Origin of the sequence: Streptomyces albicerus, assembly GCF_008905045.1 — a bacterium.
Classification (GTDB): domain Bacteria; phylum Actinomycetota; class Actinomycetes; order Streptomycetales; family Streptomycetaceae; genus Streptomyces; species Streptomyces albicerus.
The window spans coordinates 1-21,072 of the sequence record NZ_VWMY01000119.1; the positions used below are offsets into that span (position 1 = coordinate 1).

22 protein-coding genes, 1 tRNA gene and 3 pseudogenes are annotated in these 21,072 nt (G+C 69.4%); 14 read left to right on the forward strand and 12 right to left on the reverse strand.

Translation table 11 applies throughout. The features are described 5' to 3' along the window. The 4 genes and pseudogenes from GAS53_RS51310 to GAS53_RS51325 form a co-directional block, all read left to right on the forward strand. Positions 1 to 245: pseudogene (locus GAS53_RS51310) on the forward strand (DUF4097 family beta strand repeat-containing protein); the annotation flags it as partial. 76 nt (positions 246 to 321) lie between these two features. After that, positions 322 to 1,317 carry an ATP-binding cassette domain-containing protein gene (locus GAS53_RS51315; protein WP_151484742.1) on the forward strand — a complete coding sequence of 332 codons (996 nt, stop codon included), beginning with the start codon at positions 322 to 324 and terminating at the stop codon, positions 1,315 to 1,317. Then, positions 1,314 to 2,105 (forward strand): ABC transporter permease, encoded by a 792-nt coding sequence (locus GAS53_RS51320; RefSeq protein WP_151484727.1) that lies wholly within the window; start codon positions 1,314 to 1,316, stop codon positions 2,103 to 2,105. The genes GAS53_RS51315 and GAS53_RS51320 overlap by 4 nt, the downstream gene beginning before the upstream one ends. A gap of 584 nt (positions 2,106 to 2,689) precedes the next feature. Then, the gene (locus tag GAS53_RS51325; protein ID WP_225859643.1) at positions 2,690 to 2,881 is read left to right on the forward strand and encodes a hypothetical protein; all 192 of its coding nucleotides are present in this window, start codon (positions 2,690 to 2,692) and stop codon (positions 2,879 to 2,881) included. A gap of 382 nt (positions 2,882 to 3,263) precedes the next feature. On the opposite strand, the gene GAS53_RS51330 is transcribed toward GAS53_RS51325, so the two are convergent. Together GAS53_RS51330 and GAS53_RS51335 are read right to left on the reverse strand one after the other, a co-directional pair. After that, positions 3,264 to 4,022 (reverse strand): 2-phosphosulfolactate phosphatase, encoded by a 759-nt coding sequence (locus GAS53_RS51330; RefSeq protein ID WP_151484728.1) that lies wholly within the window; start codon positions 4,020 to 4,022, stop codon positions 3,264 to 3,266. Between the two features lie 58 nt (positions 4,023 to 4,080). Then, a complete protein-coding gene (locus GAS53_RS51335; RefSeq protein ID WP_151484729.1) occupies positions 4,081 to 4,680 on the reverse strand; it encodes a hypothetical protein in 600 nt (199 codons plus the stop codon). 227 nt (positions 4,681 to 4,907) lie between these two features. Here GAS53_RS51335 and GAS53_RS51340 point away from each other — a divergent pair, with 227 nt between their 5' ends. The 5 genes from GAS53_RS51340 to GAS53_RS51360 all read left to right on the forward strand — a co-directional run bounded on the left by GAS53_RS51340 (position 4,908) and on the right by GAS53_RS51360 (position 7,986). Next, complete coding sequence (locus tag GAS53_RS51340; protein WP_192583673.1) at positions 4,908 to 5,216, forward strand: helix-turn-helix transcriptional regulator; 309 nt, start codon at positions 4,908 to 4,910, stop codon at positions 5,214 to 5,216. Further along, on the forward strand, positions 5,216 to 6,760 hold the full coding sequence (locus GAS53_RS51345; protein WP_151484730.1) for a helix-turn-helix domain-containing protein: 1,545 nt from the start codon (positions 5,216 to 5,218) through the stop codon (positions 6,758 to 6,760). The genes GAS53_RS51340 and GAS53_RS51345 overlap by 1 nt, the downstream gene beginning before the upstream one ends. Before the next feature lie 99 nt (positions 6,761 to 6,859). Next, on the forward strand, positions 6,860 to 7,432 hold the full coding sequence (locus GAS53_RS51350; RefSeq protein WP_151484731.1) for a transcriptional regulator: 573 nt from the start codon (positions 6,860 to 6,862) through the stop codon (positions 7,430 to 7,432). 61 nt (positions 7,433 to 7,493) lie between these two features. Further along, a tRNA-Met gene (locus tag GAS53_RS51355) sits at positions 7,494 to 7,567 on the forward strand. 53 nt (positions 7,568 to 7,620) lie between these two features. After that, positions 7,621 to 7,986, forward strand: a complete 366-nt coding sequence (locus GAS53_RS51360; RefSeq protein ID WP_151484732.1) for a helix-turn-helix domain-containing protein — start codon at positions 7,621 to 7,623, stop codon at positions 7,984 to 7,986. 101 nt (positions 7,987 to 8,087) lie between these two features. Here GAS53_RS51360 and GAS53_RS51365 read toward each other — a convergent pair whose 3' ends face one another. Both GAS53_RS51365 and GAS53_RS51370 read right to left on the reverse strand, forming a co-directional pair. After that, positions 8,088 to 8,897 (reverse strand): hypothetical protein, encoded by an 810-nt coding sequence (locus tag GAS53_RS51365; protein ID WP_151484733.1) that lies wholly within the window; start codon positions 8,895 to 8,897, stop codon positions 8,088 to 8,090. Positions 8,898 to 9,167: 270 nt separating this feature from the next. Next, the gene (locus GAS53_RS51370) at positions 9,168 to 9,725 is read right to left on the reverse strand and encodes a GNAT family N-acetyltransferase (RefSeq protein ID WP_151484734.1); all 558 of its coding nucleotides are present in this window, start codon (positions 9,723 to 9,725) and stop codon (positions 9,168 to 9,170) included. A gap of 160 nt (positions 9,726 to 9,885) precedes the next feature. Here GAS53_RS51370 and GAS53_RS51375 point away from each other — a divergent pair. Both GAS53_RS51375 and GAS53_RS51380 read left to right on the forward strand, forming a co-directional pair. Continuing rightward, positions 9,886 to 10,176 (forward strand): annotated as a pseudogene (locus GAS53_RS51375) (transcriptional regulator); the annotation flags it as partial. 175 nt (positions 10,177 to 10,351) lie between these two features. Further along, positions 10,352 to 10,984 carry a DUF2461 family protein gene (locus GAS53_RS51380; protein WP_225859644.1) on the forward strand — a complete coding sequence of 211 codons (633 nt, stop codon included), beginning with the start codon at positions 10,352 to 10,354 and terminating at the stop codon, positions 10,982 to 10,984. Positions 10,985 to 11,530: 546 nt separating this feature from the next. Here GAS53_RS51380 and GAS53_RS51385 read toward each other — a convergent pair. The 5 genes from GAS53_RS51385 to GAS53_RS51405 all read right to left on the reverse strand — a co-directional run bounded on the left by GAS53_RS51385 (position 11,531) and on the right by GAS53_RS51405 (position 16,541). Continuing rightward, positions 11,531 to 14,344 (reverse strand): Tat pathway signal protein, encoded by a 2,814-nt coding sequence (locus GAS53_RS51385; protein WP_225859645.1) that lies wholly within the window; start codon positions 14,342 to 14,344, stop codon positions 11,531 to 11,533. A 242-nt stretch (positions 14,345 to 14,586) separates the two neighbouring features. Beyond that, entirely contained in the window at positions 14,587 to 14,808 is a 222-nt protein-coding gene (locus GAS53_RS55810) for a hypothetical protein (RefSeq protein ID WP_192583674.1), read from the reverse strand. 597 nt (positions 14,809 to 15,405) lie between these two features. Then, complete coding sequence (locus tag GAS53_RS51395) at positions 15,406 to 15,789, reverse strand: hypothetical protein (protein ID WP_151484735.1); 384 nt, start codon at positions 15,787 to 15,789, stop codon at positions 15,406 to 15,408. Next, positions 15,786 to 15,992, reverse strand: a complete 207-nt coding sequence (locus GAS53_RS51400) for a hypothetical protein (protein ID WP_151484736.1) — start codon at positions 15,990 to 15,992, stop codon at positions 15,786 to 15,788. Before GAS53_RS51400 ends, GAS53_RS51395 begins: the two co-directional genes overlap by 4 nt. Positions 15,993 to 16,298: 306 nt before the next feature. Beyond that, positions 16,299 to 16,541 carry a DUF5302 domain-containing protein gene (locus GAS53_RS51405; RefSeq protein WP_151484737.1) on the reverse strand — a complete coding sequence of 81 codons (243 nt, stop codon included), beginning with the start codon at positions 16,539 to 16,541 and terminating at the stop codon, positions 16,299 to 16,301. On the opposite strand from GAS53_RS51405, the gene GAS53_RS51410 reads away from it, so the two are divergent. Then, a complete protein-coding gene (locus tag GAS53_RS51410) occupies positions 16,540 to 17,028 on the forward strand; it encodes an SDR family oxidoreductase (RefSeq protein ID WP_151484738.1) in 489 nt (162 codons plus the stop codon). The two genes, GAS53_RS51405 and GAS53_RS51410, sit on opposite strands and share 2 nt — an antisense overlap. Positions 17,029 to 17,040: 12 nt before the next feature. On the opposite strand, the gene GAS53_RS51415 is transcribed toward GAS53_RS51410, so the two are convergent. After that, the gene (locus GAS53_RS51415; protein WP_151484739.1) at positions 17,041 to 18,009 is read right to left on the reverse strand and encodes an AraC-like ligand-binding domain-containing protein; all 969 of its coding nucleotides are present in this window, start codon (positions 18,007 to 18,009) and stop codon (positions 17,041 to 17,043) included. Between the two features lie 299 nt (positions 18,010 to 18,308). Between GAS53_RS51415 and GAS53_RS55815 the strand changes: the two genes are divergently transcribed. Continuing rightward, positions 18,309 to 18,761 carry a peptidoglycan-binding domain-containing protein gene (locus GAS53_RS55815; protein WP_192583675.1) on the forward strand — a complete coding sequence of 151 codons (453 nt, stop codon included), beginning with the start codon at positions 18,309 to 18,311 and terminating at the stop codon, positions 18,759 to 18,761. Positions 18,762 to 18,800: 39 nt separating this feature from the next. On the opposite strand, the pseudogene GAS53_RS57355 reads toward GAS53_RS55815, so the two are convergent. Next, positions 18,801 to 18,961, reverse strand: a pseudogene (locus GAS53_RS57355) (epoxide hydrolase); the annotation flags it as partial. A gap of 280 nt (positions 18,962 to 19,241) precedes the next feature. On the opposite strand from GAS53_RS57355, the gene GAS53_RS51425 reads away from it, so the two are divergent. Beyond that, a complete protein-coding gene (locus GAS53_RS51425) occupies positions 19,242 to 20,108 on the forward strand; it encodes a DUF6192 family protein (RefSeq protein ID WP_151484740.1) in 867 nt (288 codons plus the stop codon). On the opposite strand, the gene GAS53_RS51430 is transcribed toward GAS53_RS51425, so the two are convergent. Continuing rightward, a complete protein-coding gene (locus tag GAS53_RS51430) occupies positions 20,015 to 20,545 on the reverse strand; it encodes a peptidoglycan-binding domain-containing protein (RefSeq protein ID WP_151484741.1) in 531 nt (176 codons plus the stop codon). The two genes, GAS53_RS51425 and GAS53_RS51430, sit on opposite strands and share 94 nt — an antisense overlap. Positions 20,546 to 21,072: the final 527 nt, after the last annotated feature.

Below are 21,072 nucleotides of genomic sequence, written 5' to 3' on the forward strand. Positions count from 1 at the left end.
CCGCCCACGGCACCCTGCGCGTGGCCGAGGTGGCCCGCGGCACCGTCCAGCTGGAGACGAACTACGGCGCCATCGAGGTCGGCGTCCGTGAGGGCACGGCCGCCTGGCTCGACGTCAGTTCCGACCGCGGGCAGGTGCGCAACACGCTCGCCGGCTCCGAGCCCCCGGAGAAGACCGAGGACACCGTCAAGGTCCGCGCCCGCACCCGCTGGGGCAACATCGACGTGCGCCGCGCCCGGGTCTGAGCACCGGCCCCGCCAACTCGCCCACTCCCCAGTCACTTCAGCCTTCGAAAGGGAGGGCTCCATGCCTTCTTCTGTCATGTCCACATCCAAGCGGGGTGGCGGTCACCCGTCGCCGGCCGCCGTCTCCGCCGACGGCCTGCGCAAGTCGTACGGCGACAAGACCGTCCTCGACGGCATCGACCTGCACATCCCGGCCGGGTCCGTGTTCGCGCTGCTCGGCCCGAACGGCGCCGGCAAGACCACCGCCGTCAAGATCCTCTCCACGCTCATCGGCGCCGACGGCGGTCAGGCCCAGGTCGCGGGCCACGACATCGCCACGGCACCGGACGGGGTGCGCGCCGCGATCGGCGTCACCGGACAGTTCTCCGCCGTCGACGGCCTGATCACCGGCGAGGAGAACATGCTCCTCATGGCGGACCTGCACCACCTGTCCAAGAGCGAGGGGCAGCGGGTGACCGCCGAACTGCTGGAGCGCTTCGACCTGGTGGAGGCGGCGAAGAAGCCCGCCTCCACCTACTCCGGCGGCATGAAGCGCCGCCTCGACCTCGCCATGACCCTGGTCGGAGGCCCGCGGATCATCTTCCTCGACGAGCCCACCACCGGCCTCGACCCCCGCTCCCGCCACAACATGTGGCAGATCATCCGCGACCTGGTCTCCGACGGAGTGACCGTCTTCCTCACCACCCAGTACCTGGAGGAGGCCGACGAACTCGCCGACCGCATCGCCGTGCTCAACGACGGCAAGATCGCCGCCGAAGGAAGCGCCGAGGAGCTCAAGCGGCTGATCCCCGGCGGACACGTCCGGCTGCGCTTCACCGACCCGACCGCCTACCAGTCCGCCGCTACCACGCTGCGCGAGGCCACCCGCGACGACGAGGCGCTGGCGCTGCAGATCCCCAGCGACGGCAGCCAGCGCGAACTGCGCTCCCTCCTCGACTGGCTGGACTCGACCGGCATCGAGGCCGACGAGCTGACCGTGCACACCCCCGACCTCGACGACGTGTTCTTCGCCCTCACCAGCGCCGGCAACGTTCCCAGCCAGCCGAACCAGCCCAAGGAGACCGTCCGATGAGCGCCCTGTCCCTCGCCGTCCGCGACTCGAACACGATGCTGCGCCGCAACCTCCTGCACGCGCGCCGCTACCCGTCGCTCACCCTGAACCTGCTGCTCACGCCGGTCATGCTGCTGCTGCTCTTCGTCTACATCTTCGGCGACGCGATGAGCGCGGGCCTCGGCGGCGGCGCCGCCGACCGCTCCGACTACATCGCCTACCTCGTGCCGGGCATTCTGCTGATGACCATCGGCGGCACCACGGTCGGCACCGCGGTGTCCGTCTCCATGGACATGAGCGAGGGCATCATCGCCCGCTTCCGCACCATGGCCATCCACCGTGGCTCGGTGCTCATCGGGCACGTCATCGGCAGCGTGCTGCAGTCGATCGCCAGCGTGGTCCTCGTGGGTGCCGTCGGCGTGGCCATCGGCTTCCGCTCCACCAACGCCACGGCCCTGGAGTGGCTGGCGGCATTCGGGCTGCTCGCGCTGTTCGCCCTCGCGCTCACCTGGATCGCGGTCGGCATGGGCCTGATCAGCCCGAACGCCGAGGCGGCCAGCAACAACGCGCTGCCGCTGATCTTCCTGCCGCTCATCTCCAGCGCCTTCGTCCCCATCGACACCATGCCGGGCTGGTTCCAGCCGATCGCCGAGTACCAGCCCTTCACCCCGGCCATCGAGACCCTGCGCGGCCTGCTGCTCGGCACCGAGATCGGACACAACGGGTGGCTCGCCATCGCCTGGTGCCTGGGCCTGACCGCGCTCGGCTACATCTGGTCCAAGTCGGTGTTCAACCGCGACCCGAAGTAGCAGCAGAAGAACCGATCGGCAGCCTGCGGGCCGCGGCCCGCAGCCCGTCCCACTCCAGGGCGGCGTACTCCGACACCGCGTCGGCATACGCCGCCCCGTCGGCGTTCTCCGCCGTCTGCCGAGGGCCGAAGCGGCGGACGCTGCGCCGATAGCGGACAGGGCCTGCCCGTTCGGTTCACCTCCGCTTGCTTGCGAAGAGGACCCGAACGTCCACCGGCTGGACGAGGTCATGCGCGCGATTCACCTCCGCTCGCGCGGAGAGGACCTTGCCGGTGCCGGCCGGGCCGGCCATGAACACGGTTCACCTCCGCTCGCGCGGAGAGACACTTGCTGACCTGGGCCTCTTCAGGCACTTTGCAAGTCCTTTACAGAATGCAGCAGGGTTCGCCCTTGATGGTTGAGTTGCTGCGTCAACTGAGGCCCCACGGCGTGGAGTCTAAGGCCCCGTGCTGACTGCGATCTGGTCGTCGCGCAGGTGGGGTCGCGTTGTCAGTGGGCCCTGCTATCTCTTGCCGTCATGACGAAGCGTGAGTCCGTCCCGCCCGGGCTTCCCTCGATCGACATCCGGTTATGGGGCAAGGAACATGGCCTTCCGCGTCCGTATCGTGAACGCGGGCCTGATCGACGAGTTCTCGATCGCGCTGTCACCCGTGCTGTTCGGCTCCGGGATCCGCCTGTTCGAGGGCGTGGACGCGGGCCGCGTAGCCCTGGAGCCGGTCCGCGCGGAGCCCTCCCCAAGGGTGACGCACCTGACCTACACCGTCCGGGAGCGGTAACTGTCCCGACCTCAGCGCTCTCCCGCCGAGGTCAGCTGCCCGCGGACAGCCCGGCCCGCCTGGCGGCGACGACGGATGGCGATACGTGCTCACCTATGGGGGCAGGGGAACTGGCCATGTACGCCGACACGGTGTCCGGACTGCTGTCCGCAGTGATCCCCGGCTACGACGAACTTCCCAGCAACGAGAACGGCGACGAAGCAGCGTTCGTGGCTCGCCACGAGGCGGCGATCGAGCTGGCCAACCTGGTGCAGACCGGGCTGGTGATCGACGCCACCGAGAACGACGGCTGGTCACCGGAGCAGGTCACTGAAGACGAGCTGAATGCCTTGCTCCATCGGAAAACACCGCAGAGTCGAAGGCGGCGGAGCCCCTGCCGCCGTCAGAGACGCGCCGCCGTGAACGCCCCGTCCTTCAGCACTGGCACCACGGCACTGCAGTCCACGTCGCTCGCGATCGCCACATCGTCGGCGAACCCGCCCTGCACGAGCTCCAGTCCCGACGAACACCCGGCAACGGCGTGGGCTGCTTTCGGCCCTCCGCCGAAGGAGCCCCGCGCCACGGCGGCCTCCGGCGACAGCGGCCCGGCCCCGCACTCCTGCAGTGCGGCGATGACCGCGCCCGCCCCGAGCAGGTCCTCCAGCGCGGGGCGCAGGCTGCCGTCGGGCCAGCGCTCGCCGGAGGCGATCACGCCGACCGGCCGCTGCTCGGTGCCGTAGCCCTGGCCGGTGAGCCGGCGGCCCACGGCGGTGGCGTTGCGCAGACAGCCCGCCACCACGGTGGAGTCACCGGCGGCCGCGGAGATGGCCGAGCCGTTGGGGGAGGGCAGCACCAGCCGGGGGGTGAAGGGGGCCTTGCGCAGGGCCGCGGGCGACAGCGACCACGGTGTCCGCGGCGTCATCGCACGCCGCCCCACCGCCAGTTCGGCGTCCTTGTCCCGGGCGAAGCCGAGCGCCCTCTCGTCGCGCCAGCGGTAGGGGAAGACCCGGGTGCCCGCCTCCACGGCGACACTCACCGACGTGGTGAACGACAGGACGTCGACCACCACCAGGCAGGCGACGTCCGGCGCGAGCCGTTCAGCCCCCATGGGGCCCCATTCGAACCGCACGCCGTACCCCTGCTGCACAAACCAGTCACTCATGCCACGCCAGTCTGGCACCACTGCCCGCGCAGCACGCCGATCCACATCGGCGCCTGCATCACCTCGGGGACCGGCTGATCATGTCCTCACCAGCCGTTCTCGCCGAACGTCTCACCGTGGCCGGCGCACACGACGACCACCGCAGGACGCGCAACGCGTCGAGCAGCAGGCCGGGTTCGCGGTCGACGTCCTCCAGGGCGATCCGCTGGGCCTCGTGCAGCCGCGCCATGTCCTGCCGGGCGGTCGCGGCGGACGGCACGACCTCCCCGCCGTTCCAGCTGCCGCTCCACGCCCGGACAATGCGCTGGGTCTCGGCGTCGTACGCGTCACCGGTGCCGCGGGTGCAGGGCGCGTGGGTCTCGGCGGCGTTGACGAACAGGAAGGCCCGCTCGGCACCGGCGACCTCACGGGCCGGCTTCTCCACGTGGCCGGGGGCGAAGTCCCCGCTGCGGCGCTCGGCGAACCTGTCGGTGTCGTTGCCGGTGGGCCCCAGTGCTGGAAGGCGTCGAGCAGGGCGGGGAAGCGGCCGGAGGAGAACCAGCGCACCCCGCCCGCACCGACGGTGGTACCCGACGGCGGCGAAGCCCTCCACGATGGTGTCGCTCGCAGCAGCGTGCTCGTGCGCGGCACGGCCTGCCGCCGGGCCCGGCTCAGCCACCACAGCTGACGGCGCTCGCGCGAGCAAGGCGGGCACCGGTCTGGGGCGGGCCTTCAAAAGCTCGCCCGTTCGGCTGGCCCACCGCCTGTCTGCTGTTGGCGGGCCCGTCGGCACGGTGTACCGCGGTGTGCCGGGGTCAGCCCGAGTCAGCCCATGACTACGTTTTCGCGTGACGTCTTATGCATAGAACGCATACTTGATGCGCATTGCGTGGTATTATGTACAGCATGAGTATGAGCCTCGATGAGCGGGTGCGGTCCGCCGTGGCGGCACTCCTTCACGTGACCGGCGAGTCTCAGGCCGACCTCGCCGCCGCCGTGGGAGTGAGCCAGGCGCAGGTGAGCCGCCGTCAGTCCGGCACCGCCGCATGGAGTCTGGCCGACTGTGAGGCGGTCGCCGCGCACTACGGCATCGATGTTCTCGAACTCCTTGCGGGACCGACCCGGGCTACGGAGTCGTTGCTCGAAGAACGCCGGCGTGTTCCCGGCCGCCATGCCGCTACCGCACGTCCTGCGGCTGTGGACGGGGGAGCCTGATGGGGGAATTCGACGCGATCGACGCCCTGCTCGCCGCAGCCAAGCAGGAGATCCCGCTGCCGCCCGCCGCAGAGCGGCGCTCCCTGCGCGAGGAGCTGAATCTCTCGCGCGCGCAGCTCGCGAAGGCCATGGGTGTCGGCGCGTCCACGGTCGGGGGCTGGGAGTCCGGCCGGGACCCGAGCGGCGAAGTACGGGAGAAGTACGCGTACTTCCTCGAAGGAGCCCGCACCAAGCTGGACGCCGCCGCGGCCGCGGAAGCACCCGCCGACGACCCCGGCCCGGGAGACGACGGCCCGGCGGAAGCGGACCAGGCCGTCGGCACGGACGATGACGACGTCCTGCCCGCGCCCCGGCCGTGCGTGCTGTGCGGGCAGCCGGCCCGGCATCAGGTCGAAGGGTTCCCCCAGCACCTGGACCCTGCCGAGTGCGGCACGGCCGGTCCCGCGCAGCCGGCAAAGCCCACGCCCCGAACGGAGCCGCGACAGCCGGCGCCCGCCGGACGGCAGAGCCGGGCGGCGTCCGACGTCAAAGACGTCAAAGTGGTGCCTGTCGGCCGCCGGGTGCAGGCGGCATCCGACACCCCGGACCTGATCGGCTCCGCCGTCGCGGCCGCGCTCGCGCAGCACGCCGGCGACGTCGAAGCGGCGACGGCCGCGCTGGTGAAGCGGGCGATCCCGGACGCGATGGCGCTGCTGGACGACACCCGCAAGGGCGGCCGGTACGACATCGTCGCCCACCCGTGGCTGCCCGACATCCTGCGCAAGCAGACCGCCCGCGGCGCCGACCAGATCTGGGAGGCCCGCCCCAAATGGACCCGCCCCGAACTGCCCACAGGCCGGCACGAAGTCACCGCGCTCGACATCAACGGCGCCTACCTGTCCGCGCTCAAGACCCACCTGCCGATCGGCCGGCTGGAGCACTCCACCGGCAACCACCACGACCGCCGCCGCGCCGGCGTCCACCTGATCACGCCGCCCGCCTGGGACCACGACGCCTGCCTGCCCAACCCGATCGGCAACCGCGACGAACCCGGCCCGCTGTGGGTCACCGAGCCGACCCTGCGCCTGCTGCTGCGCGTGTCCGGGCCGAAGTACGGCCTGTGCGACCCACCGGAGATCCACGAATCCTGGACCTCCGGTGCCACGGAGAGCCTCCTGGAGAAGTTCCGCGTCGCCCTCAAGGACGCCCGCGACCGGGCGATCGCCGAGGACGACGACGTGACGCTGGAGTACGTCAAGCAGATGTACTCCAAGTTCGTCTCCACGCTGGGGGAGTCGAACTACAACCGGGAGCTCTACCGCACCGACTGGATGCACCTCATCCGCTCCCAGGCCTTCGTCAACCTGTGGTGGAAGGCCCACCGGGCGTACGACGAAGGCCTGATGGTGGTCCGCGCCATGGGCACCGACGAACTGCACGTCACCGGCGACTGGCGCGCGGTGTTCCCCGAAGGCCGCGGCGTCACCGAAGTCAAGGTCAAGGACGTCTACACCGTCGGCACCGGCCCAGACCAGCCCCCACAACCCCCCGAGAGCCCCTCCTAGCGTCGATCCCCGCCCCGGCGCCGACTGGCCCGCGAGGGCGGGTGATCGGCCCTCGCAAGCCCGTACAGTGATCCACGACCCGAGAATCCGGAAGAGACGATGCCTGAGCGGAACATCGAGTTCGGCAAGTACGGCGCCCGCGGCATCAAGGGCCACGAAGCCGTCGCCCGCCAACTGGACGCGCTCGCCGGCTACATCGCCACCCCCGTCACCGCGCGGCGCGGCCTGCTCGCCCGGCTGCACTACCTCACCCGCACCGACCACGCCCGCACCGCGGCCCGTCAGGCCGGCCTGACCGTCACCGCCCGCACCCTGCGCGCCTGGCTGGCCGGCACCCGCTCGCCCTCCAGGAGGAACCTGGAGCGGATCGAGCAGGCCTACCGCACGGTGCGGCGCGAGAACGTCGCCCGCTACCTGCTCGCCCGTCTCAACCGCGAAGGCCGCGGCACCCGGGTGGAAATCCACCCGCTCAACCAGTCCCAGGTCGACCGGCCCCGCCAGCGCGCGGTGGAGTTCCGCACGATGAACGTCCGCCGGTGGGACCGGATCGTCGCCGCGTGGGCGGTGGGCGACGACCAGGGCCTCGACGACGCGTGGGTGGACCAGGTCGTCGACCTCGGCTCGCAGTGGGGCCAGTACGAGTACGTCACCAACGTCGGCTTCGCCGCATAGAGCCCTGCGCGGTTGGTGGTCTTCGGTGCCTGCTGTGATGGCGTACGGTGGGGACACCCGACGCGGGGTGGAGCAGCTCGGTAGCTCGCTGGGCTCATAACCCAGAGGTCGCAGGTTCAAATCCTGTCCCCGCTACTGCTGAAGAAGGCCCGGATCCAGCTGGATCCGGGCCTTGTCGCGTTGCTGGGGTGATTCTTACTTCGTACTCACGACCTCCAGCGCTTCCGAGGGCATCGTGGACGCGTTCGAGAGTTCCAAGGGGCTGTGGGCCTGCTCCAGCAGGGGCCGCGCAGGTTCGGCCGGGAAGTGGTTGTCCCCGCACGGCCGAGGTCTACCTGGACTGCGCGGGCCAGGCGGGGCGTACGGCCACGGAGTTGGGTATCCACCGCCTGAACCGCTACTACCGCCTCTCCCGCGTGCAACAGCTCACCGGCCTCGACTTGTACGACGGCAAGGACCGGCTGCTGCCCCACATCGTCTGCCGTCTGTTCGGCTGCCGAGGGCGGCGCGGTACTGCGACGTCATGGTGCAGAGCCTCTGCCACGTTCTGGTGATCCTTGTTGCTCATGCGCTGGTCACTTTGGATGACCCTGCCGGCTTTCCCGGAGCTGTCCCGTGTGTTCGGCAGTACCCACGGCGTCGGCGGCCTGACCGCTCAGGTCAGCCCGGGGAAGCGGTCGAGGAGGCGTCGTAGGTGCTTCTTGCGGTTTCCTTCCGGCAGCTCTCCGAAGTACGTGCGGAGCCGGTGGACCGGTCCGACACGGATCTGCTCCGGGCCAATGAGGTCGATGACGTTCTCCAGCGCACGGATTCCCCGGCTGACGTTGAAAGCGAAGTCATCCTTGAGGACGGCGTCGAGCAGCGCGTCCAGATAGCGGGGATCCGGATTCAGGAATAGGCGCGTGTAGGCGGCCAGCCGCAGTCCGCCGTTCTCCGACTCCAGCCAGGAGGTCAGCGGCGGGTCGGGCATACGCGCCGTCTCCTGGATCAGTTCCCCGAACACCTGCTGCATCAGGTGCGTACGCTCCTGGCCTGCGGGCAGCGACTGGCGCAGGTGCAGATAGTCGGCGGCCAGCCGACCCACCGATTCTTCCGGATCGGCTCCCGGCTCTCCCGAGGTGCGCGTTTGGGCGACGGTCAGGGCAACCTGGGAGGTGTCGGCGGTTGCCTCCACCGCCCGTTCCAGGCGGGCTGCGGCTGCCTCGGCCTCCGCCACGCGCACGGTCAGCTGCCGGAACTGCACGCCTGCACCGCCGGGCAGAGTGATGCTGTCGAAGATCTCACCCAGCCACGGGACTACTGCGATCACCAGCAACGTCACCGTGACGGCATCCAACTCGATCTGTGGCCACACCAGGCGTACGACCGCGGCCAGGACCGCAATCGCCGTAACCGCCAAGGCTGTGTACTTGCGGCGGGCCTCGGGATTGCCGGCACCACCTGGCTCAAGTCCCCCTTCAGACATAGGCCCAGCATTCCAGAACCGCACCGCAGCGGCCCACCTCCGGTGCCCCCAGGGACAGCGACCACGGACCCGCACTCCGGACAGCGTGCCGCGCACACGGGGCCCACACCGCCTGGCCACCCATCCACGCTTGGGCCGCCGACCAGCCGAAGGAGAGATCGAAATCTCCTGGCGTGCCTCGACGCCTCGGGTCCAGATCGTCTCTATCGACAACCTCGCCAAACGCGTAACGGATGGGATCATCCCGCCTGGGTCGTCTGAGTGGGGCACTCAAAGTTCGCTCATCGAGTGCAGTTGGGCGAACTCATCAGCGAGCATGCCCATTACCACGAGATCATGGTGCCGACCAGCGAGGAACACGTGATCACGGAGGCGGCCCTCCTCGACGAAACCGAGCCGATGTTGAAGTGCCAGCGATGCCTCGTTGTGTGCGAAGACCCGCGCTTCGCACTTGTGATAGCGCCGCTCGGCGAACATGAAGCGCAGCAGCGTCACCACGGCTTCTGCCGCGTAGCCCTTGCGCCGATGTTCAGCGCCCATCGTGACGCCGTACTCGAACCAGCCCGCACGCGGATCAGCTTGGTGCGAGCCGACAGCACCGACTATTTCCGCCGTGTCGAGGGCCTCGATTGCCAACCCGAAGCAGTCGCCATCGGTTTTGGCAGTGGACTGCTCCTTCGCCCAGGCACGGAAGCCCTCTGCGGAACGGGGTGGGTGCAGCAGGTCTCCCAACCGCTCCTCGTCCACGGCGAAGTGCATGAACGCGGTCCAGTCGTCGGGCTCGATACCTCGTAGGCGTACCCGTCGGCCGGTCCAGAAAGACGTCATCCCCTATTCGATCACGCCGCAGTGCGCGATGGATAGGCCTTTCGTCACCCTCGGAACGGCCTGTGACCTGGCACTTGCAGGTCGCCAACACTCACCGGGGAACCGGCCCCGAGACCCTCGCGGCATAAGGTCAGGCCACCATGACTGACTACGACACCTACGGCACCAGCGGCGCGAGAACGTCGCCCGCTACCTGACCGCACGCCTCAACCGCGAAGGCCGCGGCACCCGGGTGGAAATCCACCCGCTCAACCAGTCCCAGGTCGACCGGCCCCGCCAGCGCGCGGTGGAGTTCCGCACGATGAACGTCCGCCGCTGGGACCGGATCGTCGCCGCGTGGGCGGCCGGCGACGACCAGGAGCTGGACGACGCCTGGGTCGACCAGGTCGTCGACCTCGGCTCGCAGTGGGGCCAGTACGAGTACGTCACCAACGTGGGCTTCGCCGCGTAGAGTTCGTGTGGGATCTCAAGTTCGGCTGCACAATCTCACCGCCCGCTTCATATCGACTGCACTCTCGACTGGCCGACGAACCCCGCCGCAGCATCTCCCACCTTGTCTGGGGCTACGCCTCCCTGCCCGTCTCACTCTCCGCGCGCGCGGATCATGGGTGAGCTAACCTGCGCGCATGCGCGGACAGTTCACCGGCTGGCCGGAGCAGGCCATGGACGTGTTGTGGCAGCTCCAGGGCGAACCGACCCACGCGACCCGCGAGCGCTATCGCGCGGACCGTGAACGCCTGGTCCGGCAGCCGATGATCGCCCTGCTCAACGAGGTCGCGGACACCGACCCCCGGTACGAGGACTTCTCCGTCTGGCACTACCGCACCGACTCCTGGTGGTGGCAGCACCAGGGCGCGGTGATCCGGCTCGGCCGCAAGATCGAGATCAGTCTCCGGTTCGACCTGGACGGCCTGCGGATCCAGGGCGCCTGGTGGTATCCCGATCCCGGCCAGGTGGACATGTTCCGCACAGCCGTGGCCTCCGAGGGGAGTGGCCGCGAACTGTCCGCCATCGTCGAGGACGTGCGGAAGAAGGGCTACGACATCTCCGGGGACGTGATGAAACGCCCCCCGCGCGGCTATCCGACGGACCACTCCCGTACGAACCTGCTGCGCCACCGTTCGCTGATCGCCGCCCGCTCCCTCGGCTGCGAGGAGTGGCTGCACACCCCCGAGGCGGTCGACCGGGTCCTCTCGGCCGCCGCAGACCTGGACGCCCTGCTGATGTGGCTGGTCCGCCACATAAAGCGCGCCGCCTGACATCACGAGGGCGCCGCGCGGCACGGGAGGAACCACACCCGTGCCGCCGGCCCCGCGCTCAGAAGGTGATGCGCACCTTCAGCGCCGACCGGTCGCCCATCGCCCGATAACCGTCCGGCACCTCGGCCAGGGGACGGCACGGTCGAAGACGGGCCCCGGATCGAGGGCCCGGAGAGCACACCCGGCAGGAGTTTGGAAATGCAGGCGCGGACCGGGGCGATGCCCCCGCGCAGTGAGTTCGATGCGCTACCGACGAAGGTACTGAAGTCCTTCTCCTCGTTGGCTGGTTCGCAGAGTTCGTTGAGGAGCAGATCCCTTGGGTGATGACGAAGCCTGCGAAGAACGGCGCTCCGGGACGCCAGCGCCGGAGTCGGTGGCCTGAACGCAAGAGGGGGGCGGTACCGGGCCGCCCCCCTCTAGCGTCAGCCGCGCCGGCTCACCTCGCGACCGCGACCGTCTTGGTGGCCTTGCTCACCGCAGACCCGTCCGTGTGACCGGTTTGGTGCGCGACCAACTTGATGGTGATCTTCTTGCCTTCTGTGCCGGTTACCGCGCCAGTGAGGACGCGGTAGCCGACCAGCTGCCGGGCGCTGTGGTGACCTTGGCGCCCGTCGTGGCCGTGCCGGTGGCCTTGGGGGCGGCTGTGTTCTCCCGTTCGGGTTGGGGGGTCACGGTGAAGGTGCCGCTCGAGTACGCGCAGCAGGTGGTCAACACGCTGACGTTCCAGGTACCGGTGGCCGCGCCGGTCAGGTCGAGGGTCGCGGTCAGTGTCCGGTTGTCCGCGGAGACCGACTGGGTCGTGGCGGTCAGGGTCTTGCCGCTCTGGGCCAGCCGTACGGTGGCGTTCGCAGGCAGCGCGGTGCCGGTCACCGTGAGCGTGACCTTGCTGCCGGCGCCCCCGGTGTCCGGGCTGACCGCGGTGACGCTCACCTTGTCCGTGCCGCACAGGGTGGAGGCGCAGGCCAGCTTGGCGCTGTAGGCGGTGTAGGACGCCTTCTCCGGCAGGCCGAGCACGAACAGGCTCGGGCTGGCCGCCGAGGACGAACCGCCCGCCGCGCACTGGGCGCCGGAGGGCGACAGCGTGCACCCGTTGCTCCAGGCGCTGTTGTACAGGGCGGGCACCGCGGTGGTGGCGGCGCCGGCGGTGTCCGTGATCTCCGCGTTGAAGCGGTCAAAACCGGCGGTGGGCAGGACCGCGCACACCGCGGTGTGCGACTCGTCGAGCGTGCCGGTGACGGGCCCGTAGCCGTAGGACACGGACGGGACCTCGGTGCACTCCGGCGCCGGGCCGTCCGCGGTCGCCAGGCGCAGGGCGTCCAGGTGGTACTCGGGTGCCGCCTTCAGTGTGGCCGGGGTCTGCACCAGGACCTGGTGGGTGGTGGACCCGGTGGCCGCGCAGGAGCGGTTGCGGAAGGAGCACTCGGCGGTTCCGTCACCGCCGAAGACGGCGATGTTGGCGGTGCCCAGCGCGTCCCGGACGTCGAGGTGGAGGACATCTGTGGCCGCGCCGGTGGTGACCTGGTGGCAGTTCAGGGTGCCGGGGTCGCCGTACGTACCGGGGACGGACGGGCCGCCGACCTTCGCGGCGGCGGTCTTCACACAGCCCGCCGAGGAGGCGGTCGAGGTGACGTCACGCCTGGTCAGCGTGTAGGTGGCGGCCTGGTCGCGGCCGGTGACGAGCACGGTGTGGGCCGCGCCGGGGGTCAGCGGACAGAGCGTCCAGCCGTTCGTGGTGGCCGTGCGGTCGCAGACCTTCTTGCCGGTGGAGTCCAGCACCGAGGCCTTCGCCGCCACGCTGCCGGAGGTGGCGGTCAGCTGGAAGACCTCGGCGTCGGTGTGCGCGCCCGCCGGAATACTCAGGCACTGGGAGAAGACGCCGTCCCCGGTGGCCAGCGTGGCCTTGGCGCCGTCGGCCGTAAAGCTGCCTGCGGGCAGGACGGGGCAGTCGTTCGCGGCGTCGGTGCGGTGCAGGGCGATGGAGTACGGGCCCGTGGCGTCCTGACCGCTGTCCTGGGTGTGCACCAGCGCCCGGTAGGGGGCCGTACCGGTCAACGCGCAGTCGCCGCCTGCCAGTTCGGTCGCGTCGCACTGGGCCGTGCCGTCCTGGTCGAGGACCTCCACGTCGGCGTCCACACCGGAGGAGGAGAGCGGGGCCAGCGCGGCGATCCTGGCGCCCTGGGGAGCGTCCAGCGTCAGGCAGTCGTACTGCCCGGCCGTGCTCAACTCGCCCTTGTGCAGGCCGGTCCCGGTCGCCAGGCACCCGGCGTCGGAAGCGCGGTCGAGGACGACCAGGCCGGCGCGGGTGTCACGGAAGGGATACGTGCCGTCGAGGACGGCCGTGTAGGTGCCCGGCGCCTCGATCCTGCACGGGTCGGCCCCGTACCGGCACACGCTCAACCCGGCCGCGTCGTACACCCGGGCCACTGCGACCTCCCGGTCCTCGCTCACGGAGTGCACGGTGTACGGGCCCGCCGCGCCGGCGGTGAAGGTGAAGCACGGGTTGGTGGTGAAGTCCTGCTGCTCCAGCGGGCCGTACGGGCGGACCGGAGCGGTGGTGCAGCCCTTCGGGTCGCTGAGCCGGCGCACCTTCACCGCGTACTCGGCGGGGAAGCCGTTCTCCGCGCGCGAGACGGTGGAGATCACCCGGTAGGGGCCGTCGCCGGGCAGGACGCAGCTGTCCTCGTTGTTGTCCGGGAACCGCTCGCAGATCCGGGCGCCGGTCGCATCGGTGATCCAGGCGAGGGAGTCGCCGTACACCTTGGAGCCGTAGGTGAGCCGGACCCGGTCGCCGCGCTCGCCCTCGAAGGGCTGGCAGTCGACCTCGACCGGGCTCACGGTCGTACGGGTGACCTCCGGCTGCTCCCAACTCGTGCCGGCCGGGTCCGCGCAGCCCCGGGTCGAGCCGAGTGGCACGAAGGTGACTGACGTGTCCTCGTCCTCCCAGCCGGTGTTGACGACCTTCAGCGTGTAGGTGCCGGCCGCGGGCACCGCGCACATGCCGTGCGTGGCGTACGCGTCTCCGTAGCAGTCCACTTCGCTGCCGTCGGCGGCGAGCAGTTGCCTGGTCACCGCGTTGCCGCCGCCGTCCAGCGCCGGTGCCAGATACAGGCCCGGTGTCTCGACGGTGACGGTGTAGCAGACACTCGAGTCGGGCGCGACGCGCGCCTTGCCGACGGCGCCGCCCGGGTCGCCGAACGGCGCGAGCGCGAGCGGCGCGCACTCCTCGTCGGCAGCGACGGCGGGGCTCGCCCCGGTCAAGGCCAGCAGTGAGGCGAACAGTGCGGTGAGAGCGGCGAACACGGCCGGTAACACGGCCGCCCGCCCCCGTCTCGCAGGCAGACAGGAGTCATTGTCCGACATGGAATCCCCCCTGGATCAGTGGTCGTTGAGGCGATCGTCGCACAGAGGTACGACACGGCACTCGTGAGTATCCAGAGGCTGAAGAAGCCGCTGGCTGGTTGAACTGCTGCCCGGCTGGGTGACCCACGCGACGGCGTGGCGCCCGGCCTCCCGTCCCGGCTCTCCGGGCTGGAATCCAGCAGGCCAGGAGCGGATCAACAAGGACAGGGCGAGGGAAGCCGAACTCGTCACCTTCTCGTCCGTCACCGCTTGTGGGGCGGGAGCGCGCTGGCTGAGTCCCGTCCGACGGCTGCGGTCAGCGGGTTCGGGGAAGCCGGGCAGGCCCAGCGGCACGGGGCCGGTTCGGTGCCGGTCGTGGCGGACACCAGGATCAGCCGGAAGCGTTCTCCGTCGACGGGCTGAACGCGGAGCGGCATGCCGTCGGCCTGTCCGGCGTCGAGGGCGGCCGCGATCTGCTCGCTCACCTCGGACTCACACCCGACCGTGCCACCCTGGACCAGGAGGGCACCGCAGCACACCGCGGCGGCGCACGTTCGCGCAGACCGCCGAGATCCTCGGGCTCTTCGTCCAGCGCTGGGGACGCACCCCCGGTGCCCGTGAGTGGATCAAGGCCGACGGCGAACGCCTCGCATCGACATTTCCGAGACGTTTGATCGCGAAGTGCTGCCAATGGCCGTTGCCCGCTGCGTTGCTGCCGGCCGCCTTCCGATGCTGGGCCCGGGCGCCAACCTGAAGTCCCGCCAGGCCCTGAGCCGGGGCCGCGGCCGTCGGCCTCGCCGGCGCCACGACGGCCAAGCGTCATGATCGGACCATGGCTCGCGAAGGTGCCGCAGCAAGAGGAACGCTGGCCAACTACCCGAAAAAACAAGCAGAGTTGATGTTCCGCAGGACGTTACGTCCCGTTCGCGAGGGAGAGTCCGTCAGAACGAACGATCCATTTTCAGGCCGAGAGCTTCGGAGAGGCGAGTTGCCGCGTAGCAAGATCGTCGACGGACAGCCGTAGCGGTGGTGGGCCGCTATACCCGTCGACGAGCCGGCTCCCGGACGAGGCGGACGCAGCGTCATTCGGTGCGCCAGGACTCCAGACGCTGCGCGACAGTGCGCAGATCCGCTTCCTGCGCACGGATCGCCTGGGCCAGCTCGTAGAGGTCGTCGTCCTTGGCCTGGAGCGGCTGGCCGGAGACGTGCATGTACTGACTGGTGCAGGCCCAGCCGATGACCAGGTTGTAGTCGGTGAAAGGGCGCAGCAGCAGCGCGGTGTGCAGGAAGGTCGCGGCCCGGGAGGCCGTCTCCTCGTAATACAGGACGCCGCGCTCCCGTTCGAACTTGTGCCGGTCGGCCATGTACCCCAGGCTGCCCCAGTCCGAGATGGGCACGTTCAGCGGGGAGATCGCCGACTGGACCTGCAGGACCCAGCCGACATCGACGCGGATGATCGGGCTCACCGCTGTCCCGCGGGGAAGCGGGCCTCGACGCCGGGCAGCACCCGGGCAGCCTCCGCGACCGCTCCCTCAACGAAGGCAAGCCGGTCGGCTTCCTCCACCGTCACATCGTGCACGTGCTGCTTCAGGCTCCGGCCCGTCAGAGCCGCCCGAGCGCGCAGCCGCGCCATCTCGTCCTCGCTGAATTCCACATTGAGTGCAGGCATAGACCCAAGGTACCTCACCTGGTACCGCTTGGGGTACCAGGTGAGGTATGCGCTGAGAAACGGGGGAGATGCAGCACTCGGCCCCTGCGTCGGCGCGGCCGGGGACCAGCTCCGTCGGAGATCGCCGCGCACGGCCCGGGCGAGGCGGTCACCGGGTCCGGCTGACCACATGAAACCGCGTGTCCTGGCCGCGCTCGCCCACCCGGTACGCGTCGGCAAGGCCACCGTGCAACTGTCCGCGAGCGTGGGGCGCGGCCGATGGACAGGCCGTGTCCTGCCGGATCCCATCCAGCGGCCGTTTTGGACTCAACCGCCGCTCTTGCGTCGGAACGACCGCTGGTTCGCAGCCGGGCCGTGCGCGCCGCGGACCTTTGACGCATTGGTGTTCGCAGTGATGTCGGCGGCGTCCGCCTGCATACCGCGCTTGCGTGCCAGGGCCTCCCGAAACTTGCGCTTCAGGTCGTCCTGGCCGTCATCGTCGGGCGAGAGGACAGGGCTCTCGACGTCAGCTGACTCCGAACCTTCTGGTGATGGAGACTCTGCGGCCATGGTGACCTCCTGGGTTCGGGCAGTGGAGAGCACAGCTTGTCATGCCGGGCACCGCCTGAGACGCGCGCGGCCGGCATCGCCAGCGGCCTACCGCTCGTGGCTGTCTCGCACCGGCCCGGCTGCGGGCGCCAGGGCCGACGGCTACGGCCTCGGCGCAACTGGCTTCGAACGTGTCGGTTGGCCCCGGAGGAACGACCGCGTCTTCGACATCAACACCAAGGGTGCCTTCTTCACCGTGCAGCGTCTCGCCCCGCTCATCAACGAAGGCGGCGCGGTTCTCTTCACGACCTCCATCGCCGACAACATGGGCTGCCCGGGCATCACCGTCTACGGCGGGGCCAACGCCGCGCTGCGGACCTTTGCCAAGGGCTTCGCCGCCGAGCTGATGCCGCGCGGCGTCCGCGGAGCCGGCCGCACGGGGTACAGGGGAGAACCGCACGGGTGCGGGGGAGAGCCGAGCGGTGCGCGAGGTTCACCGGCCGGGTGAGATCCGAGATCCTCACGTGGGGGAGCCGGGGCGGTTTTGTTCGCGCCAGGCCCGAGGTGAGATGCCGTAGGCCCGTTTGAACATTTTGCTGAAGTGGGTCGCGTCGGTGAAGCCCCAGCTCCGCCCGATCGCCGCGATGGTGCGCAGCCGCCCGCTCACGCCGGCCAGCTCGCGCCGGCATGCGGCCAGGCGGCGGGTACGGATCCAGTCTCCGAGGCTGATTCCCGAACGGGAGAGCACCGCGTAGAGGTGCCGTACGGAGATGTCATGTGCGGCGGCTATCCGCGCCGCCGACAGATCCGGATCGGCCAGATGCTCCTGTATGTACTGCGTGACCCGCAGGCCGAGCGTCGCCTCCAACGGGGCCGCGGCCAGGCCGGAGTTGCCGTGCTGGGTCGTCAGCAGGGCGCGCAGGAGCTCGACGCTGGGTTCCACGACGGCGTGTCCGTGCGCGGCCTGGTGCAGCCGGTCGCTGACGGCCAGTTGGGAGAAGTAGGTGTGGGCGAGGCCCGCCAGAGGGTTGTCGGATCCCAGGGTGATCGCGCTGGTGTCCCGTAGCAGCCGGTCGGGCAGCGCGAGTAACGCGCGGGGGAAACGCAGGAAGTGGTGGTCGACTCCCTCGTCGAAGAGCAGCGTGTACGCGGAGATCGACCCGTAGACGGCCAGCTCTCCCGGATGGAGCACGCACGCGCGGCCGTTCTGCACCACCAGGCTGCTGCCCGTGACCTGGACGCCGAGGAAGACAGCCGGCTCCTCATCCTGCCGGGCCAGCCGCTCCGTGCGACGGACGGTGACCGCGGACGCCCGCGCCGAACAGAACTTGAGGGGCCCGACGGCGCCGAGCCCGATGCGCACGGAGATGTCCTCAGCCGCAGGACGGTGCTCGATGTCGACCGCCACCAACGACGACCACACCGCGTCCCGGACCACGTCCTCCCTGTCCCGCGGCGCGATGAACGCGGTGTCCAGGACCGGGCTCATGCAGCAGACCTTCGTTCGCCTCGGTGACCGTTGCCGCCCTCAGTGTGCCGGGGCGCTCTCTCACCGTGCAACGCCTTCCCGACGCCCGCATGGCCTCCTTCTTTGATACGGCGCCGAGTGGAAGCTGTGCACCACGGACCAAGTTCCCTGCACGGACGGCCAAGTCCGCAGCCCACGATGACCTTAAGGTCCAGAAGCGACCTCGGAGACACGCAAGTCACCGGTGCGCCGCGGCCTGTCCTCGCAAGGAAGCTGGATCGTTCATGAGAACCCGCAAACTCGCGTCAAGCCTTCTTTCCGTGACCATGCTGGCGGTCGGCGTGGTGGCCCTGACACCGACGTCGGCGGCCGCCGCGACCCCCAAATGCACCCGCCAGGTCGAGATGAAGCCAAGGGCCGGCTACTCGTACTACATGCTCATCCCGAAGTCGGCCACCACGGTCAACTGCTACATGAACAACGGAACGCAAAACGCCGGCGTCACCGCACTGCAGACGGCGCTCGTGTACTGCTACAACGCCAACAAGGGCATCACCGGCGGACTGTTCGGCCCCGGCGATATCGACGGCATCTACGGGCGCGACACCGAACTCGCGCTGGAGGACGTGCAGTATTCGCTCTTCCCGCAGGAATCGAGCATGCACGACGGGATCTACGGCTCGAGGACCGCAGCCGTCCTGAAATTCCCCTGGCACAACCCGAGCAACGACCGGATCATGGACACGTGCACCAGGCGGGACGGGACCAGCTGACCCGGAAGAATCTCTTTTCGGGGTGCCGGTCCGCGTGCACCGCTGAGCGGCCGGCACTGCCACGAGGCCCTTTTGCAGATCGGTGTCGGGCTCCATCCATCGGACGATCTGCTGGTACCGCTCCTGCGCCCAGGGGCGCGGGCACTGAGTGCTGAGGGGACGTCGACCCGCAGTTCGGAGTTCAGCGAGTTGTGGCTTTCGTCAGAACCCATCTTTGAACCTCCGTTGATCTCGTACACGCGCCCCGATGGAGGGCTTGGTGCGCACTGAGCCCTCTGCTCGCAGTGGCTTCGCAGAGGTTCTACGGAGAGCTTTCGGGTGCTCCACACGCCGCGGTGACGCGCCTTCCCGGTCAGGGCCGGCAGACAGATTCTGCCGCTACCGGGCGGGCCGGGGTTCCCCATTCACGGCCACGGGGCCGTGCTCCGGCCTGGCCGGGGGTGGGCACGGTGCCCAGTACGGAGAAGATCGGCAACGTCAGTGTCCAGCGGTACGAGCATCGTGGAGCAACTGCGCGACGCCGTCGAAAAGTTGTCGAGGAGTCAGTTCATCATCGGCGACAGTGCCCTGGAAGTCGTCCCGATGCAGGAGCACGGCGGCCGGTCCGTGGGAGACGACCTGTTCGGGGTCTCCGCGTGGCTGCACCGGCTGTCCGAGGAGATCAACGTCCCCTACAACACGATCAAGGAGTACCGGTGGGTGGCCAGTCGGTGGCCCGAGCAGCACCGGTGCCCCGTGGTGGCCTTCAGTACCCACCAGATCCTCGCGGCGATCTCGGATCCCGAGGAGCGGTGGGAGGCGATCAAGAATCCGCCGCTGGACGAGCGGAGTGGCAAGCGGCGGTGGACACCGGAGACGACCCGGCAGCGGGTCGGATACCACGGTCCGGGTCCGGAGACGGTGCAGGAAAAAGTCGAGGCCGTGCACGACCTGGTCGCTGACGAGCAGGTCGCCACCCAGGTCGCGACGGACCTGCTGCGTCGTCCGTCGGTGGCGTTCAAGGCCATGACCGACGATACGGCCCGTCACCAGGTCAACCACGCCCAGGTCGAGCAGTCCCGCCAGCTGCGCGACGCGCACGAAGCCGAGCTCACCGGCGCAGAGAGGCCGTTCGAGCCCACGGTGCGCCGGATCAATCACGCGCTGGAGTTCTTGGACCTGGTCGGCGCCTGTCAGCGGTTCGTCGCGGCCACGGGCAGGATCGTGCCCTCGCTGCGCGAGTACCGAAGCCGTCGCGGTACGCGGGAGGCGCATCACACGTTGTATCTGGAGCACCTGCCGTTGGTGGTGGTGGGGACAGTGTTCGTGTGCCACCACAGCGCAAAGAGCATGTGGTCGCGGGCGTAGGGGCCGTAGACGCCGTCGACGTTGCTCCCAGTGAGGCCCCACACGTTTTTCTGGATCCACTTGAACGCATCTCGGGTGCCGGCGCCGTAGACGCCGTCAGCGCCGCCACTGTTCTTGATATAGGTTGCGGCGGGCGTCCCTGCGTAGCAGACGAGGATGTTTACCTGCAGGGCGTAGACATAGTCGCCGCTCATGCCCTGCTTCGCGTAGCAGGTCGAGATCGAGCCCCGGATCCTGGGGACGATGATCAAAGTGAGGGCGCTGCGCGTCCTGATCGTCGTCTCGCCGCACGGGTGGATCGCCGCGGCCGCAGCGGGCCCGCTGGCGGACACCGGGGCTGCTGCGTGGGCTGGGGCAGCGGTGATCACTCCTCCCAGTAGGGCCGCCATCATGGTCCCTGTCGCGAGAAGTGCCTTGCTCTTACCTGTCTTGCGCATGCCAATTGCTTCCTTTCGATATGGAGTCTGATCTATGCGCGTCCGTGCCTGCTGAAGAGCTACCTTTTTCTGACCTCGCCCATGGACCTTAGGGTCGTCGTGGGCTTCGGACTTTGTCGTCCGTGCAGGGAACTTTGTCAGTCGTGCATCGCCCTGCGGGTGAGGTCATTGCGCGACCGCCATGGCCGGTGTCTGCCCCGTACGACGGGCACAGTAGCCCGGCTCGGTCGCTGAGTGTGCCGGTCGTTTGCCCCACAAGGAACGGCCGCCGCGCACACCGGAATTCGGGTAAGGCGGCGGTCGAGACCGCCTCTGGTTTACAGCCGCGGCCTTGTTGAGCTCGACTGCTGCTACCGCTGGGACCACGAGAAGCCGCCCTACGGGTCCGTCGGATCCGTGGATCGCAGCGAAGGCCCCAATCACCGCGGAGTGCGGAGGGCTGGGGGGGTGCTTCTATCTGTTTGGTCAAGGTCTGTGGGCTTGGTCAGGCTGTTTGTTGGTGCCCGGGTTGGTAGAGGGTGCGGTGC

Bases quoted from the DNA above. Each gene is read 5' to 3' on its own strand.
- GAS53_RS51315 (WP_151484742.1), top strand. From the start codon at position 322: ATGTCCACATCCAAGCGGGGTGGCGGTCACCCGTCGCCGGCCGCCGTC.
- GAS53_RS51320 (WP_151484727.1), top strand. From the start codon at position 1,314: ATGAGCGCCCTGTCCCTCGCCGTCCGCGACTCGAACACGATGCTGCGC.
- GAS53_RS51325 (WP_225859643.1), top strand. From the start codon at position 2,690: ATGGCCTTCCGCGTCCGTATCGTGAACGCGGGCCTGATCGACGAGTTC.
- GAS53_RS51330 (WP_151484728.1), bottom strand. From the start codon at position 4,022: ATGAGTGACTGGTTTGTGCAGCAGGGGTACGGCGTGCGGTTCGAATGG.
- GAS53_RS51340 (WP_192583673.1), top strand. From the start codon at position 4,908: ATGAGTATGAGCCTCGATGAGCGGGTGCGGTCCGCCGTGGCGGCACTC.
- GAS53_RS51345 (WP_151484730.1), top strand. From the start codon at position 5,216: ATGGGGGAATTCGACGCGATCGACGCCCTGCTCGCCGCAGCCAAGCAG.
- GAS53_RS51350 (WP_151484731.1), top strand. From the start codon at position 6,860: ATGCCTGAGCGGAACATCGAGTTCGGCAAGTACGGCGCCCGCGGCATC.
- GAS53_RS51365 (WP_151484733.1), bottom strand. From the start codon at position 8,897: ATGTCTGAAGGGGGACTTGAGCCAGGTGGTGCCGGCAATCCCGAGGCC.
- GAS53_RS51370 (WP_151484734.1), bottom strand. From the start codon at position 9,725: ATGACGTCTTTCTGGACCGGCCGACGGGTACGCCTACGAGGTATCGAG.
- GAS53_RS51380 (WP_225859644.1), top strand. From the start codon at position 10,352: ATGCGCGGACAGTTCACCGGCTGGCCGGAGCAGGCCATGGACGTGTTG.
- GAS53_RS51385 (WP_225859645.1), bottom strand. From the start codon at position 14,344: ATGTCGGACAATGACTCCTGTCTGCCTGCGAGACGGGGGCGGGCGGCC.
- GAS53_RS51400 (WP_151484736.1), bottom strand. From the start codon at position 15,992: ATGCCTGCACTCAATGTGGAATTCAGCGAGGACGAGATGGCGCGGCTG.
- GAS53_RS51410 (WP_151484738.1), top strand. From the start codon at position 16,540: ATGGTGACCTCCTGGGTTCGGGCAGTGGAGAGCACAGCTTGTCATGCC.
- GAS53_RS51405 (WP_151484737.1), bottom strand. From the start codon at position 16,541: ATGGCCGCAGAGTCTCCATCACCAGAAGGTTCGGAGTCAGCTGACGTC.
- GAS53_RS51415 (WP_151484739.1), bottom strand. From the start codon at position 18,009: ATGAGCCCGGTCCTGGACACCGCGTTCATCGCGCCGCGGGACAGGGAG.
- GAS53_RS51430 (WP_151484741.1), bottom strand. From the start codon at position 20,545: ATGCGCAAGACAGGTAAGAGCAAGGCACTTCTCGCGACAGGGACCATG.